16 protein-coding genes are annotated in these 14,589 nt (G+C 73.9%); 9 read left to right on the top strand and 7 right to left on the bottom strand.

From position 1 onward, the window contains the following. Window positions 1–8 precede the first annotated feature (8 nt). A complete protein-coding gene (locus DCS98_RS03545; protein ID WP_116449903.1) occupies window positions 9–680 on the bottom strand; it encodes an SDR family oxidoreductase in 672 nt (223 codons plus the stop codon). 58 nt (window positions 681–738) lie between these two features. On the opposite strand from DCS98_RS03545, the gene DCS98_RS03540 reads away from it, so the two are divergent. Together DCS98_RS03540 and DCS98_RS22820 are read left to right on the top strand one after the other, a co-directional pair. After that, window positions 739–1,284, top strand: coding sequence for a DUF1990 family protein (locus DCS98_RS03540; RefSeq protein WP_116449902.1), 546 nt, complete (start codon window positions 739–741; stop codon window positions 1,282–1,284). Between the two features lie 168 nt (window positions 1,285–1,452). Continuing rightward, window positions 1,453–2,130, top strand: coding sequence for a hypothetical protein (locus DCS98_RS22820; protein WP_164704297.1), 678 nt, complete (start codon window positions 1,453–1,455; stop codon window positions 2,128–2,130). Window positions 2,131–2,136: 6 nt separating this feature from the next. On the opposite strand, the gene DCS98_RS22815 is transcribed toward DCS98_RS22820, so the two are convergent. From DCS98_RS22815 to DCS98_RS03515, 5 genes are all read right to left on the bottom strand, one after another. Then, window positions 2,137–2,886, bottom strand: coding sequence for an ABC transporter permease (locus DCS98_RS22815; RefSeq protein WP_164704296.1), 750 nt, complete (start codon window positions 2,884–2,886; stop codon window positions 2,137–2,139). Next, window positions 2,883–3,785 (bottom strand): ABC transporter ATP-binding protein, encoded by a 903-nt coding sequence (locus DCS98_RS03530; RefSeq protein ID WP_116449901.1) that lies wholly within the window; start codon window positions 3,783–3,785, stop codon window positions 2,883–2,885. Before DCS98_RS03530 ends, DCS98_RS22815 begins: the two co-directional genes overlap by 4 nt. Window positions 3,786–3,831: 46 nt before the next feature. Beyond that, window positions 3,832–4,653 (bottom strand): formate/nitrite transporter family protein, encoded by an 822-nt coding sequence (locus DCS98_RS03525; RefSeq protein WP_116449900.1) that lies wholly within the window; start codon window positions 4,651–4,653, stop codon window positions 3,832–3,834. A 108-nt stretch (window positions 4,654–4,761) separates the two neighbouring features. Continuing rightward, the gene (locus DCS98_RS03520) at window positions 4,762–5,493 is read right to left on the bottom strand and encodes an FAD-binding oxidoreductase (protein WP_241037111.1); all 732 of its coding nucleotides are present in this window, start codon (window positions 5,491–5,493) and stop codon (window positions 4,762–4,764) included. Further along, entirely contained in the window at window positions 5,486–6,091 is a 606-nt protein-coding gene (locus DCS98_RS03515) for a sulfite oxidase-like oxidoreductase (RefSeq protein WP_116449899.1), read from the bottom strand. The genes DCS98_RS03520 and DCS98_RS03515 overlap by 8 nt, the downstream gene beginning before the upstream one ends. A gap of 165 nt (window positions 6,092–6,256) precedes the next feature. Between DCS98_RS03515 and DCS98_RS03510 the strand changes: the two genes are divergently transcribed. The 5 genes from DCS98_RS03510 (at window position 6,257) to DCS98_RS03490 (ending at window position 11,376) form a co-directional block, all read left to right on the top strand. Continuing rightward, window positions 6,257–6,952: a succinate dehydrogenase cytochrome b subunit gene (locus DCS98_RS03510; protein WP_241037109.1), complete on the top strand. Its 696-nt coding sequence runs from the start codon at window positions 6,257–6,259 to the stop codon at window positions 6,950–6,952. A 19-nt stretch (window positions 6,953–6,971) separates the two neighbouring features. Beyond that, window positions 6,972–8,918, top strand: a complete 1,947-nt coding sequence (locus DCS98_RS03505; protein ID WP_116449897.1) for a fumarate reductase/succinate dehydrogenase flavoprotein subunit — start codon at window positions 6,972–6,974, stop codon at window positions 8,916–8,918. After that, window positions 8,915–9,730, top strand: a complete 816-nt coding sequence (locus DCS98_RS03500) for a succinate dehydrogenase/fumarate reductase iron-sulfur subunit (protein ID WP_277394596.1) — start codon at window positions 8,915–8,917, stop codon at window positions 9,728–9,730. Before DCS98_RS03505 ends, DCS98_RS03500 begins: the two co-directional genes overlap by 4 nt. A 115-nt stretch (window positions 9,731–9,845) precedes the next feature. Continuing rightward, on the top strand, window positions 9,846–10,793 hold the full coding sequence (locus DCS98_RS03495) for a hypothetical protein (RefSeq protein WP_116449896.1): 948 nt from the start codon (window positions 9,846–9,848) through the stop codon (window positions 10,791–10,793). Between the two features lie 43 nt (window positions 10,794–10,836). Continuing rightward, on the top strand, window positions 10,837–11,376 hold the full coding sequence (locus tag DCS98_RS03490; protein ID WP_116449895.1) for a PaaI family thioesterase: 540 nt from the start codon (window positions 10,837–10,839) through the stop codon (window positions 11,374–11,376). 3 nt (window positions 11,377–11,379) lie between these two features. Here the strand turns inward: DCS98_RS03490 and DCS98_RS03485 are convergent, their stop codons facing one another. Beyond that, window positions 11,380–13,683 carry a putative bifunctional diguanylate cyclase/phosphodiesterase gene (locus tag DCS98_RS03485; protein ID WP_116449894.1) on the bottom strand — a complete coding sequence of 768 codons (2,304 nt, stop codon included), beginning with the start codon at window positions 13,681–13,683 and terminating at the stop codon, window positions 11,380–11,382. Window positions 13,684–13,800: 117 nt separating this feature from the next. Here DCS98_RS03485 and DCS98_RS03480 point away from each other — a divergent pair, with 117 nt between their 5' ends. Then, on the top strand, window positions 13,801–14,187 hold the full coding sequence (locus DCS98_RS03480) for an MmcQ/YjbR family DNA-binding protein (RefSeq protein ID WP_116449893.1): 387 nt from the start codon (window positions 13,801–13,803) through the stop codon (window positions 14,185–14,187). A 1-nt stretch (window position 14,188) separates the two neighbouring features. After that, the gene (locus tag DCS98_RS03475; RefSeq protein ID WP_116449892.1) at window positions 14,189–14,578 is read left to right on the top strand and encodes an MmcQ/YjbR family DNA-binding protein; all 390 of its coding nucleotides are present in this window, start codon (window positions 14,189–14,191) and stop codon (window positions 14,576–14,578) included. Window positions 14,579–14,589: the final 11 nt, after the last annotated feature.

Below are 14,589 nucleotides of genomic sequence, written 5' to 3'. Positions count from 1 at the left end.
CCGACAACCTACGGGGTCCGCTGCGGTTGCAGCTCGACCTCCACCGGGCAGACGTGCGCCGGCGTGCCGACCACCCACCGCACGGCCGCCGCGACGTCGTCCGGCTGGAGCAGCTCCCCGGGCCGCACGCCCGGTGCGCGGAGGCCGGCACCGGCCGCGACGAGCCCGGGCGACAGCAGGGTGACGGCGACGTCCCGGTCGCGGACGTCGAGGAACACCGACCGGGCGAAGCCCGCCAGCCCGTGCTTGCTGGCCACGTACGCGGGGTTGCCGGGGAAGGCCGACCGCGCGGCGCCGGACCCGAGCAGCACCAGCGAGGACGGCGCCGCCGCGAGCAACGCCGGGAGCACCCCGCGGGTCACCCGCATCGCGGCGGAGAGGTTCACGGCGACGAGGTCGTCCCACGCGTCCGGGTCCCCGGTGTCGGCCGGCGCCCAGTCGAAGCGGCCGGCGGCGTAGACGACCGCCGACAGCCGGTCCGGCAGCCGGCCGAGGGCGTCGCGGACGTCGCCCGGATCGCGCAGGTCCACCGCGTCCCACCGGGCTCCGACCGCCGACAGCCGGTCGCGGTCCCTCCCCCACAGCAGGCAGTCGAACCCGTCGGCGGTCAGGCCATGCGCGATCGCGGCTCCGATGTCGCTGCTCGCACCGACGACCAGCGCCGTCCTCGTGCCGTCCACCGCGCGGCCCTACCCCGCACACCCCCAGACTGACCGCTGTGGCAGGCAGGGCTCGCTGATGGGGCTGTTCTCGGCTCTCGACCCGACCTCCCTCGTCGACGCGCCGCTCACCTACGAGGCCGTAGGCGCGGCGTGCGCGGGGGTCGTGCCCGACGGGTTCCGCGGCCGCTCCGTCAGCGCCGTCGTGGGGTCGGGCCGGGCGGACTTCGAGCGGGCCGCCGCCGCGGTCCTCGACTGGCGGGCGCAGCGCGGCGCCGGCCTGCGGGTGCGCGCCACCGGTCCGAGCAGCGAGCCGGGAACGGTCGTCGTCCTCACCGCCGGGTCTCCCCGGCTCGGGTACGACATCCCCTGCCGCGTGGTGTGGGCGCGGACCGGGGGCGACGAGCGCGGCTTCGCCTACGGCACCCTGCCCGGCCACCCCGAGAGCGGCGAGGAGTGCTTCCTCGTCCGGCTGACGCCGGCCGGTGAGGTGGTCTACGAGATCCGGGTGTTCTTCCGCCTCGCCTCCCCGGCGGCCCGGCTGGCCGGTCCGCTGGGCCTGGTCCTCCAGCGCCTGGCGACGGCCAGGTACGTCGCCGCCATCCGCCGGGCCGCGCGAGGCTGACCGGCCCGGGCGGTCGACGCACCGGTGCGCCACGGTGGCGCTCGGTGGTGACGCGCCGTGACGGCGACCGGGCGACGATCCCGCGGCGACGGTGACTCCCCGTGCACGGTCCCGGCTGTGGCGGGATGCCCCCGACGTGCTCGACCGGACCGATCGTGGGAGGAACCCGTGGCACACACGCCTGCGGGGCGGGGCAATCCCCGGACGCGAGCCAACCGCGCTCGCACCGCTGCCCAGTGGCTCGAACTGCCGGGGTGGCGCCGCCCCCTCGATGCGGTCGTCGTCTTCGTGCTGGTGGCGGGCATCGCCTGGCTCGTCCTCGTGACGATCCCGGCGGCCGCCGACCGCGCTCCGGACGCGGTGCTCGCCGACGACAGCACCAGCACCACGGCGGTCGACGACGGCGAGTCGGCACCCGACGACGCCGGCATCTCCGACGCGTGGGTCGCCGGCCCGGTCTACACGGGGGCACCCCCGACGCCCGGGCCGCCGGCCGCGGTGCCGGTCGCCGACAGCGCCGCCCGCCCGGCCGTGGCCGGCGCGTCGTCGCGCGGTGTCGCCCGCGTGACGCCCTCGCGCACGCCGGCACGGACCACCCCGCGGACCACCCCGCGGACGTCCGCCCCTCCCCCGCCCCCCGTCGTCGCCCCGACGCCACCGGTCGTGGCCGAGGCGACGACCGCTGTCGACACCTCGACGCCCGTCGAGACGACGACCACGGCACCGACGGAGACGTCGACGCCCACCGAGACCACCACACCGACCGAGACCACGACGCCCACCGAGACGACCTCGTCGGAGACCACCACGCCGACGGAGACGACCGCCGACACCCCCGCCGGCTGACGGCGGTCAGACGTCCCGTCGCTCGAGCAGCGCGGCGCCGGCGGCCCAGGTGCCCACCGCCCACGCGCCGAGGACCGCCATGCCCACCGGCCAGGTGGTGCTGGCCGCGAGGAAGGCGTCCTGCCCCACCCGCAGGGCGGGCAGCCCCTGCGAGACGCGCGAGGCGATGGCACCCCCGGCCAGGGCCAGGACCGGCGGCAGGACGAAGGTGAGGCCGGCGCCCAGGCCGACGGCCCCGGCGGTCGAGCGCAGCGCCACCCCGAGCGCGACGGACAGGACGCCGACCAGCCCGGCCGACGCCACCTGGAGGCCGAGGATGCGCAGGACCTCGGGGTCGGTGGCCTGCACCCCGCCGGGCACCGCGGTGAGCGTCCGCGCGGCGAGAGCGCACACGACCGCCAGGACCGCACTCAGCGCGAGGCACCAGGCAGTGACCACCACCGTCTTCGCGGCCAGCCACCGCGTCCGGCGGGGCACGGCGGTCAGCGAGACGAGGACGCTGCCGGAGGCGAACTCCGCGCTCACCGCCAGCACACCGAGGACGACGAGCAGCAGCTGGCCGAAGCCGAACCCGGTCAGCGCCGTCTGCACCGCGATGCCGGCCCGTGCGGAGCTGTCGGTGCTGGCGGCCGCCAGCCACCCCGTCCCCCCGACGGCCAGCAGGTACAGGCCGCTGCACCACCACGTGGCGCGGACCGAACGCAGCTTCGTCCACTCGCTGCGCAGCAGCGCGGAGAACGGGACCGGGCGGCTCACGGCGCGACCGCCCGGTACTCCACGTCGTCGCCGGTGAGCGCCAGGTAGGCAGCTTCCAGCGAGGCGGTCACCCGGCGGAGCTCGTGCACGCGGGCGCCGACCTCGAAGGCGACGTCCCCGACGTCGGCGAGGCCGAGCCCCTCGACCCGGAGCGCGCCGTCGCCCTCCACGCCGACCGTCCCGCCGGCCCGCTGCAGCGCCGGGGCGAGCAGTCGCACCTGCGGGCTGCTGACGCGGACCGTGGCGTGCGCACCGAGCAGCTCGTCCATCGGCGCGTCGGCCAGGAGCCGTCCGCGGCCGAGGACGACGAGGTGGTCCGCGGTGTCCTCCATCTCGCTCATCAGGTGGCTGGAGACGAGCACCGTGCGGCCCTCGTCGGCCAGCCCGCGCAGCAGCTCCCGCACCCAGCGGATCCCCTCGGGGTCCAGTCCGTTGACCGGCTCGTCGAGCAGCAGGACGTCGGGGTCGCCGAGCAGCGCCGCCGCGATCCCCAGCCGCTGCCCCATGCCGAGGGAGAAGCCGCGGACGCGCTCGTGGGCGACCGGCTCCAGCCCGACCATGCCGATGACGTCGTCGACCCGGTGCCGCGGCAGCGCGTTGCTCTGCGCCAGCGCGAGCAGGTGCGCGTGGGCGGTGCGGTTCGGGTGGCGCGCACGGGGGTCGAGGAGGGCACCCACGCGGCGCATCGGCCGGGCCAGCTCCCGGTAGGGGCGGCCGAGGACCCGCGCCGTCCCCGAGGTCGGCCGGGTGAGGCCGAGGATGCAGCGCATCGTGGTGGTCTTGCCCGAGCCGTTGGGGCCCAGGAAGCCGGTCACCCGGCCCGGTTCGACGGTGACCGTGAGGTCGTCGACGGCGACGCGCGACCGGTACCGCTTGGTCAGCCCGTCGAGCTCGATCACGGGGCCAGCATGGCCGAACCGGTCCGCGGGCCCGGTGCGGCGCGCCTCAGCGCCCGGCGTCCACCTCGGCCCGTTCCTGCTCGATCAGCTCCTTGCTCCGGACGAGGCGGAGCAGGGTGACGACGAGCAGCCCGCCGGCCATGTTCAGCAGCGTCACGTACCAGAACCAGGCCAGCCAGTCGCCGTACCCGAACGGGGCCCCGGCGTGCAATGCCCCGAAGATGATCAGCGAGTCCAGGATCGAGTGGAAGAGCACGAACCCGGCCAGGACGAAGGCGCCGGCCACCGCCGCCACGATCTTCGCCCCCTCGGTGTCGGCGCCGTGCTGCATCCGGGTCATGAGGGTGATGGCGCTGCCCGCGAGGAACGCCAGGCAGGCCGACTGCAGGTCCAGGGGCGCGTCCACGAAGTCCAGCGACGACTCGACCGCCGTCGCGCCGGCCTCCGGCAGGGCGTGCACGACGACCCACATCACCAGCCAGCCGCCGACCAGGTTGGCCACCAGCGTGCCGCCCCACAGCTTGGCCAGCTGCGCGACCCCGGCCCGGCCGGCCACGACCGCGGTCACCGGGACGAGGAATCCCTCGGTGAACAGCTCGCTCCGGGCCAGCAGCAGGGCGATGAAGCCGATGGCGAAGGCGATGCCGGCCAGCAGGTGGCTGCCGGTCTCCGCGTAGACCACCAGCAGCGCGAGCACCCCCATCGAGACCTCCAGCCCGCCGGCCAGCCCGGTGGTCAGGACCTCCCGCCACGAGCGGTGCAGCCGCTGGGCGCCCTCGTCGACGATCCGGTCGAACGCCGTCGCCACCTCGTCCTCGGCGGGGGCGTCGGTCTCGCCCAGCTCGGCGCGCTTCTCGTCCAGCTCCACGGTTGCTCCTCGGGGACGCCGGCGCCCACGGCGCACGGTCGCCGCCCCCCTACCCCTGCCGCTCCCCCGGCGACACCCGCCCGCCGGCTCACGGTCCGACGGGGGACGTCAGCCGGGGGCGCCGGTGGGACCGAAGCGCTCGACCCGGATGTGCGGGGCCGGGACGCCCATCCCCACCAGCAGCTGGCTGGCCGCCTCGGCGAAAGCGGCCGACCCGCAGACGAAAGCGGTCTGGTCCGGCTCCCACAGCGGCAGCAGGTCGACGGCGGTCAGCCGGGCGGCCGGGCGGATGCCGTGCGCCTCGCGGGTCAGCACGATCAGCGCCCCCGCCTCCATGAGCTCGTCGGCGTAGGGCAACTCGGCGAGCGTGCGGCTGGACACCGCCACCCGCAGCAGGTCGAGCCGCCCGAGCTCGCGGGCGTGCCGGATCATCGCGATGAAGGGGACGACGCCGTAGCCACCGGCCACGAGCAGCGCGGGCGTCTCGCCGTCCCAGACGAACCAGCCACCGATCGGCCCGCGCACCTCCAGCTGGTCACCGGGCTCCACGACGTCGGCCAGGTAGGTCGACACCTCGCCATCCTCCAGTCGTTCGACGAGAAGCTCGACGAGGGAGTCGCTCGGCGCCGAGGCGACCGAGTACGACCGCTGCGCGGTGTAGCCGTCCTCGGCGGTGAGGCGGACGACGTAGTGCTGACCGGGCATGTGGTCGATCCGGTCGAGGACGTCGAGGCGCAGTTCCACCGATCGCGGCATCGGCCGCCGCACGCGGGAGACGGTCGCCGTGCGCCAGCCTCCGCGGGGCGCGTCGGGGGCGCCCTGCCCCAGCACCTCAGTCACCCTGGTAGCGCTGCTCGCGCCACGGGTCGCCGCGGTCGTGGTAGCCGTTCTGCTCCCAGAACCCGGGGCTGTCCCGCTCGCGCAGGGTGATCCGGCTGATCCACTTGGCGCTCTTCCAGAAGTAGAGGTGCGGCACGAGCATGCGCACGGGTCCGCCGTGCTCGACGGGCAGCGGCTTGCCGTCGAACTCCCAGACCACCCACGCCTTGCCCCCCGTGACGTCCTCGAGCGGCAGGTTGGTGGTGTAGCCGGTCTTCGACGTCGCCATGACGAAGTGCGCGTCGGGCGTGGGGCGCGCGGCCTCGAGCAGCGTGTCGACGCTGACGCCGGAGAAGTGGGTGTCGAACTTCGACCACGTGGTGACGCAGTGGATGTCGCCGCGGTAGTCCGACGGCGGCAGCTGGTGCGCCTCGTCCCACGTCCAGGTGGTCGGCGACTCCACGAGGCCGTCGACGGTGATGCTCCACGTCTCGGGCGCGATCCGCGGGGTGGGCTCGGCCGTCAGCACCGGCCAGTCCCGGCCGACGTCGTACTGGCCGGGTGGCAGCCGCGGGTCACGCGCGCGGCGGCCGAGGAAGCCTCTGGTTGCTCCGGGCACGGCGTCGTCCTCTCCCCAGGGTGGTCGCGGCCATGCGGCCCCCGTCCGCACCGCCCGACCCTAGGGCCTGAGATGCAGGTGAGGGCAGCCTTACATGAGCCGTGTCACCCTGTGTTTACCTCGCAGCGCAGACGCGGGCGGCCTAACTTGTGTGCTGTGGTGACGGTGACAGACACGAGCGTCCGTAGGACGCCCAAGGCGGCGAAGACCAGCTCGGTCTTCAAGAAGATCGTGATGGCCGTGACGGGCATCATCATGATCTTGTTCCTGATCGCGCACATGGTCGGGAACCTGCACGTCTTCCAGGGTGCGGAGTCGTTCAACGACTACTCCGAATGGCTGCGGTCCTTCGGTGAGCCGGCCCTCCCGCCGCGCACCTTCCTGACCGGCCTCGAGGTCGTGCTGCTGGTCTCGGTGATCGCGCACATCTGGGCGGCCGTCGCGCTGTGGCGGCAGGCCAAGCGCGCCCGGCCGCAGTCCTACGTCACGAAGAAGTCGGTGGCCCAGAGCTACGCGTCGCGCACCATGCGCTGGGGCGGCGTGATCATCGGCGGCTTCATCGTCTACCACATCCTCGACCTCACCTTCGGCGTCGCGAACCCGGACGGCACCGACTCCACGCCCTACGACCGGCTGGTCGCGAGCTTCCAGAACCCGATCGCCACGACGGTCTACGTCGTCACGCTGATCCTGCTCGGGATGCACCTACGGCACGGGATCTGGAGCGCCACCCAGACGCTGGGACAGAGCAACCGGCGCCGCGAGCGCACCGTCAACGCCTTCGCGTTCGGCTTCGCCACCCTCCTCATCGCCGGCTACCTCGTGGTCCCGGCGGCCGTCGTCTTCGGGCTCGTGGACTAAGGACAGGAACGCACTCCACATGGCACTCGAACTGTTCACCGTCGGCGAGCCCATCGCCGACACCAAGGCCCCGACCGACGTCGAGATCGGCGAGCGGTGGAGCCAGCGCCGGTTCCGCGGCCGCCTGGTCAACCCGGCCAACCGCCGCAAGATGACGATCATCGTCGTCGGCACCGGCCTGGCCGGTGGCTCGGCCGCCGCGACCCTCGGCGAGGCCGGCTACAAGGTCAAGTCGTTCTGGTACCAGGACAGCCCGCGCCGGGCGCACAGCGTCGCCGCGCAGGGCGGGATCAACGCCGCGAAGAACTACCGCAACGACGGCGACAGCGTGTACCGGCTGTTCTACGACACGATCAAGGGCGGCGACTTCCGCTCCCGCGAGAACAACGTGCACCGCCTGGCCGAGGTCAGCGTCAACATCATCGACCAGTGCGTCGCGCAGGGTGTGCCCTTCGCCCGCGAGTACGGCGGCCTGCTCGACAACCGCTCCTTCGGTGGCACGCAGGTGTCGCGCACCTTCTACGCCCGCGGCCAGACGGGTCAGCAGCTGCTCTACGGCGCCTACCAGGCGCTGGAGCGGCAGATCGCGGCCGGCAGCGTGGAGCAGCACGCCCGCACCGAGATGCTCGACCTGATCGTCGTCGACGGCCGCGCCCGCGGCATCGTCGCCCGCGACCTGGTCACCGGCGAGATCAGCACCCACTTCGCCGACGCCGTCGTCCTCGCCACCGGTGGGTACGGCAACGTCTTCTACCTGTCGACCAACGCGATGGGCTCCAACGCGACGGCGATCTGGCGGGCGCACAAGCGGGGCGCCTACTTCGCCAACCCCTGCTACACGCAGATCCACCCGACCTGCATCCCGGTCAAGGGCGACTACCAGTCGAAGCTCACGCTGATGTCGGAGTCGCTGCGCAACGACGGCCGCGTGTGGGTGCCCAAGGAGCGCGGCGACACCCGCGACCCGCGGGAGATCCCCGAGGGCGAGCGCGACTACTACCTCGAGCGGATCTACCCCTCGTTCGGCAACCTGGTCCCGCGCGACATCGCCTCGCGCGCGGCCAAGAACGTCTGCGACGAGGGCCGCGGCGTGGGCCCCGGCGGGCTGGGTGTCTACCTGGACTTCGCCGACGCCATCGAGCGCCTGGGCCGGGCGGCCGTCGAGGCCAAGTACGGCAACCTCTTCGACATGTACGCCCAGATCACGGGCGAGGACCCCTACGCGGTGCCGATGCGGATCTACCCCGCCGTGCACTACACGATGGGCGGCCTGTGGGTGGACTACGACCTCCAGTCGTCGATCCCCGGCATGTTCGTGATCGGCGAGGCCAACTTCTCCGACCACGGCGCCAACCGCCTCGGGGCCAGCGCGCTGATGCAGGGCCTCGCCGACGGCTACTTCGTCCTGCCGGCGACCATCACCGAGTACCTGGCCGACGCGCCGTTCGACACGGTCGACGACAGCCACCCGGCCGCCGTCGAGGCGCTCCGGGGCGTCCAGGAGCAGGTGCAGAAGCTGCTCAACATCAACGGCACCCGCACCCCCGCGTCGTTCCACCGGGAGCTGGGCAAGCTGATGTGGGACCTGTGCGGCATGGAGCGCACCGACGAGGGCCTGCGCAAGGCCCTCGACCGGATCCCGGAGATCCGCCAGGAGTTCTGGACGAACGTGAAGGTGTCCGGCGACTGGCACTCGTTCAACCAGACCCTCGAGATGGCCGGCCGGGTCGCCGACTTCATCGAGCTCGCCGAGCTCATGTGCGTCGACGCCCTGCACCGCAACGAGAGCTGCGGCGGCCACTTCCGGGCCGAGAGCCAGACCCCTGACGGCGAGGCGCTGCGCGACGACGAGAACTTCGCCTACGTCGCGGCCTGGGAGTGGACGCCGGAGGGCCAGCCCCCCGTCCTGCACCGGGAAGCCCTCGAGTACGAGTACGTCCACCTCGCACAGCGGAGCTACAAGTGACCATCACCGAGCAGGGGCCGCACTCGACTCCCGGCGGCACGTCCGAGAAGCGCGGCATGAACCTGACGCTGCGCGTGTGGCGGCAGAAGGACCCGTCCGTGAAGGGCAAGATGGTGACCTACAAGGTCACCGACATCTCGCCGGACATGTCGTTCCTCGAGATGCTCGACGTGCTCAACGAGCAGCTGATCATGCAGGGCGACGACCCGGTCGCCTTCGACCACGACTGCCGCGAGGGCATCTGCGGCATGTGCGGTCTGATGATCAACGGCGAGGCGCACGGACCGCAGCAGACCACCACGTGCCAGTTGCACATGCGCTCGTTCGAGGACGGCGACTCGATCGACATCGAGCCGTGGCGGGCCAGCCCGTTCCCGGTGATCAAGGACCTCGCCGTCGACCGGCGCGCGTTCGACCGGATCATCCAGGCCGGCGGCTACATCTCGGTCCCGACCGGCACCGCCCCCGAGGCGCACTCGACCCCGGTGCCGAAGAAGGACTCGGACGCCGCGTTCGACGCGGCGACCTGCATCGGCTGCGGCGCCTGCGTCGCCGCCTGCCCGAACGGCTCCTCGATGCTGTTCACGGCGGCCAAGGTCACCCACCTCGGGCTGATGCCGCAGGGCCAGCCGGAGCGCAACGACCGCGTGGTCAACATGGTCGCCCAGCAGGACCTCGAGGGCTTCGGCGGCTGCACCAACATCGGCGAGTGCTCGCACGCCTGCCCCAAGGGCATCTCGATGGAGACCATCTCGCGGCTCAACCACGACCTGCTCGGCGCCCTGCGCGCGGGGGCCCGACCCAAGAGCTAGGCGCAGCCGCACGGGAGCCCCGCACCGGTCCGACCGGTGCGGGGCTCCTGCGTTCCCGGCACGGCGCCGGACCGGCCTGTTCAGCAACGGGCCCGCGTCCTGCCACACTGCCGCCGTGACCGCCCCCGCGACCGAGCGCCTCGTCCCGACGGCGGTCCGGGCGCTCCGGCACGTGGTCCTCGCGGGCGTCCTGGGCGTGCTCGTGGCCTACCTGGGCACGCCGGTGCTCGTCGCCTCGCTGTTCGGCGGGGTGCTGGGGATGCTGCTGGGCGTCGTCGTCGTGATCGCGGTCGGCAGCGTCCTCGCGTTCGCCCTGGACGGCGCCGTGGGCCCGGGCGCCCTCGGCCGGGCCGGCTCGGGCGCCCGCGGCTTCGTCGTCGGGGGGCTCGGCTCGGCGGCCGCGATCGGGCTCGCGCTCCTGGCGCTGCGCACCGACCTCGCCGACGTGCTCCCCGTGCCGCTGCGCTACGCGGCCGTCGCCGTCCCGTTCGCCGTCCTCGCCGCGCTGCAGTGGCCGGGCTTCCTCCGGAACGCCACGGCCGTCGCGCTGGTGTCCGGCGCCGCCGCCGTGGTCGTCGTCGGCGCCGTCCAGGCGGGAGGCGAGAGCCGCACGGAGCGCATCGCGACCGAGGTGGGCACGACGGAGAAGCCCTGGGTGTCCGAGGTCGAGGGGTACACCCTGTCCGACTCGCAGGTCACCGGCAGCCCGCTGGTGTGGACCCGGCTCGAGGCGGCGGACGGCCGGCCCGGCTCCGTGCTGTGGCTCTTCCGCGACCAGGCCGTCGACACCACCACCAGCGACCCGTGCGCGGCCACCTCCCTCTGGACCCCCGGCGGCGACCAGCCCCTGACCGGCTGCACACCGCTCGGCGACGGCACGTGGCTCCGGACCTCGGCCACCTGGCAGGAGCTCGCCCGCTTCGGCCCGGAGGTGCGGGTGGGTGTCACCGCCGCCCCGACCGTCCCGCGCAGGGTGCTCGAGGAGGCGCTGGCCGCGTCCCGGCCCATGACCGACGCCGAGTACGACACCTGGCTCGACGAGGGGCTGCCCCCGGGCTGGTGACACCCGGGTGCCCCTGCTGGGTTCAGTGTGCGAACCTAGCCCCATGACGGCTGAGCTGACCACCCCGACCACCCCCGCCTCCTGGGGGCCGCCCCGCACCCGCACCGTCGAGTGGCACGACCCGCTCGTCACCGCCGCCGGCGCCCTGGAGCGATCGGGCCTGGAGACCATGCAGGCCATCCGGGACGGCGTCCTGCCCCCTCCCCCCATCGCGAAGCTGGTGCAGATGGGCATCACCGCCCTCGAGGAGGGCCGCGTCGAGTTCACCTGCGACGTCGACGAGTCGGTCTACAACCCGATCGGCGTCGTCCACGGCGGCCTGGTCTGCACGATGCTCGACACCGTCGCCGGGTGCGCGGTGCACACGACGCTGCCCGCGGGTGTCGCCTACACGTCGATCGAGCTGAAGGTGAGCTACCTGCGCGCAGTGCACGCGAGCAGCGGCCCGCTCACCGCCATCGGCCGGGTGGTCAAGCCGGGACGGCGGGTGGCCTTCGCCGAGGGCGAGGTCCTCGACGCGGCCGGCACGACCGTGGCCACCGCGTCCAGCTCGCTGCTGGTGTTCCCGGTCCCCGCGAGCTGAGCGTCAGGCCAGCGAGCGCACCGTCGCCGGCGGCCGGTCCTGCAGCCACGACCACAGCTGCTCCGGCGGCAGCGGGCGGCTCAGGTGGTAGCCCTGGACGACGTCGCAGCCGAGGCTGGCCAGGGCGTCGACCGTGGCCTGGTCCTCGGCGCCCTCGGCGACCAGCGTCAGGTCGAGGGCGTGGGCCAGCTGCAGGGTCGAGGTGACGATCGAGGCGGCCCGCGGGCTGCCGGTCATCGCCCCGACGAACACCCGGTCGAGCTTCAGCTCGGTGACCGGCAGCGCCGCCAGGTAGGCCAGGCTGGAGTAGCCGGTGCCGTAGTCGTCGATCGAGACGCCGACTCCGGCGTCCCGGAGCCGCGAGAGCACGCCGACGGCCCGCTCGCGGTCCTCCATGAGGATGCTCTCGGTGACCTCCAGGACGAGCGCGGCGGCGGGCAGCCCGTACCGCGCCAGCGTCTCGGCGACCTCGTCGGGGAACTCCTCGTCGACCAGGTTGGAGGGGCTGACGTTGACCGACACGGTGAGCAGGCAGCCGTCGTCGGCCCAGGACCGCGCCTGGGCCAGCGCCATGTCGATCACCGTCGAGGTCAGCCGGCTCATCAGCCCGGCCGACTCGGCGAGGTCGATGAACGCGTCGGGGAAGAGCAGCCCGCGGGTCGGGTGCTGCCAGCGGACCAGCGCCTCGACGCCCTCCACCTCACCCGTCGCCAGGGCGAGCTTGGGCTGGTAGTGCAGGACGAGCTGACCGCCGGTGATGCCGGTCCGCAGCTGCTCGACCGCCTCCAGCCGGTGGCGGCCGTGGCCGTCGCGCGCGTCGTCGTACACGGCGACACCTGTGCGGCCGGCCTTCGCGGAGTACATCGCCAGGTCCGCGAGCTGGAGCAGCTCCTCGGCGGTCGCGGAGTGCTCGGGGCCGATCGCCACACCGACGCTCGCGTCGATGGTCAGGCTCATCCCGCCGATCCGGAACGGCTGCTGGAGCTGCGTGCGCAGGCGCGCGGCCAGCGTCATCGCGTCGGTGCCGTCCACGTCGGCGGCCAGGACGACGAACTCGTCCCCGCCCAGGCGTGCGAGCAGGTCCTCCCCGCGCAGCTCGCGGGACAGCCGGGGCCCGACCTGCCGCAGCAGGGCGTCGCCCACGGCGTGGCCGAGGGAGTCGTTGATCTCCTTGAAGCGGTCGAGGTCCAGGACCAGGACGGCCACGCCGGCGCCGGTCGCGAGGCGGTCGTCCGCGGCCTCCAGCGCCTCGAACACCGACCGCCGGTTGGGCAGGCCGGTCAGCTCGTCGGTGCGGGCCTGCCGGCGGCTGTCGGCCAGGGCCCGGACGTCGCGGAAGGTGAGCCCGGTCCGGGCCAGTGCGGCCAGGACCGCGCCGAGGGCGAGCACACCGGCGACCGGGTCCCCCTCCCCCAGGTAGCCCCAGAAGAGCAGGCCGACCGCGGCCAGCGCGCACGCCGCGGGGACGACGAGGACCAGCCGCCCCTCGGCCCGGCCCGGGATACCGGTGCGGATGCGCATGCACGCGGCCATGCCGACGCAGGTGAAGGCAGCGCTCCAGCCGATGTCGAGCGGGCCGCCGACCTGGTACGTGCCGTTCACGACCTGGTAGGCGTACACGGTGTCGGTCACGACGAAGAGGGCCACGCCACCGGCCGGCCACCACCACGCCGCCCCGGCACCGCGGCCGATGACGACCAGCGCGCCCGCCAGCAGGCTGAGCAGCACCAGGTCGGCGATCGGGTAGGCGACGCTCGTGACCACCACGGCGAGCCCGCCGTCGGCCTCGCGGACGAGGGCACCCAGGGCGACGGCCGCGGCGAACGCCGAGGCGGTGAGCCCGGTGATCACGCAGTCGAGCCAGGTGGCCGCGGTCAGCCGGCGGACCCGGGAGCGGAGCATGAGGAGCAGGGCGGCGCACGCGAGCGGGTAGAAGCCCATGTAGCCGACGTCCGACCACGACGGGCGCGGCGCGACGGACAGGCCGCGGTAGTAGAGCTCGTAGGCCAGCGCACCGGCGAAGTAGGAGCCGACGGCGCCGGCGAGCAGCCACCACGCGGCCCTGTCCTCGGCGGCGGCGAAGCCGCGGACGACGAGGACCGCGACGAGACCGACGAAGAAGACGAGCTTGCCCGAGGAGGCGACCAGCGCCCCGATGCCCGTGGCACCGAGCGAGCCCGCGGTGAGGGCGAGCAGCCACGTGCCGCCGAACACCGCGGCCAGGACGCGCGCCACCCGCAGGAGACGGTCGCTGCCGCGCACCCGGGCATCCGTGCCCTGGGCGTCGTGCGGCCGCTTCGTGCGCATGCAGCCCTATCGGCCGGTGCACGGCGGCTCTGTAATCTCTCGCGGCCGTCGTCCCGGGAGACCCCCCGCACGAGGGAGCAACGCGCCGTTCCGCCCAGCCGCCCGTACTGTGCGCCCGTGGCCGACTGGGACGACGTGGCACGCGTCGCGCTGGCGCTGCCCGGGACCGCGGAGGCGCGGTCGGCGAGCGGTCGCCGACGCTGGCTGGTGCGGGGGAAGACGTTCCTGCGCGAGCGGCCGCTGCACCGCAAGGACCTCGACGAGCTGGGCCCGGACGCGCCGGCGGGCCCGGTCATGGTGGCCTCGGTGCCCGACGAGGGGGCGAAGGCGGCCCTGCTCGCCGCGGATCCGGACGTCTACTTCACGACGTCGCACTTCGACGGGTGGGCCGCCGTCCTCTGCCGGCTCGACCGGCTCGACGGGACGGCGCTGAGCGAGCTCGCCGGCGAGGCGTGGGCCGCGCGCGCACCCCGGCGGCTGGTCCTCGACCACCAGGAGGTCTGACGTGGCGAGCTGGGACGACGTCGCGCGCACCTGCCTGGCGCTGCCGGCCGCCACCGAGGGGACGACCCGCGGCTGGCGGCAGTGGCTCGTGCAGCGGAAGGGCTTCGTCTGGGAGCGGCCGCTCGGCAGGAAGGACACCGCCGAGCTGGGCGCCGCCGCACCGGAGGGGCCGGTGCTCGCCGCCTACGTCCCCGACGAGGGGGCCAAGCAGGCGCTGATCGCCGAGGAGCCGGACGTCTACTTCACGACGTCGCACTTCGACGGCTACCCGATCGTGCTCTGCCGGCTCGACGAGCTGGACCAGGAGTCGCTCACCGAGCTGGCGGCCGAGGCATGGGCCTGCCGGGCGCCGCGCCGCCTGCTGGCCGAGCACCCGCCGGGCAGCACCTGACCGCCGGCCGG

This window comes from Blastococcus litoris (assembly GCF_003075095.1).
GTDB lineage: Bacteria > Actinomycetota > Actinomycetes > Mycobacteriales > Geodermatophilaceae > Blastococcus_B > Blastococcus_B litoris.
This window is presented reverse-complemented; position numbering and strand designations above follow the sequence as displayed.

Coding starts and splice junctions, on each gene's coding strand:
- DCS98_RS03505 (WP_116449897.1), top strand. CDS start 6,972: ATGGCACTCGAACTGTTCACCGTCGGCGAGCCCATCGCCGACACCAAG.
- DCS98_RS03485 (WP_116449894.1), bottom strand. CDS start 13,683: ATGCGCACGAAGCGGCCGCACGACGCCCAGGGCACGGATGCCCGGGTG.
- DCS98_RS03490 (WP_116449895.1), top strand. CDS start 10,837: ATGACGGCTGAGCTGACCACCCCGACCACCCCCGCCTCCTGGGGGCCG.
- DCS98_RS03540 (WP_116449902.1), top strand. CDS start 739: ATGGGGCTGTTCTCGGCTCTCGACCCGACCTCCCTCGTCGACGCGCCG.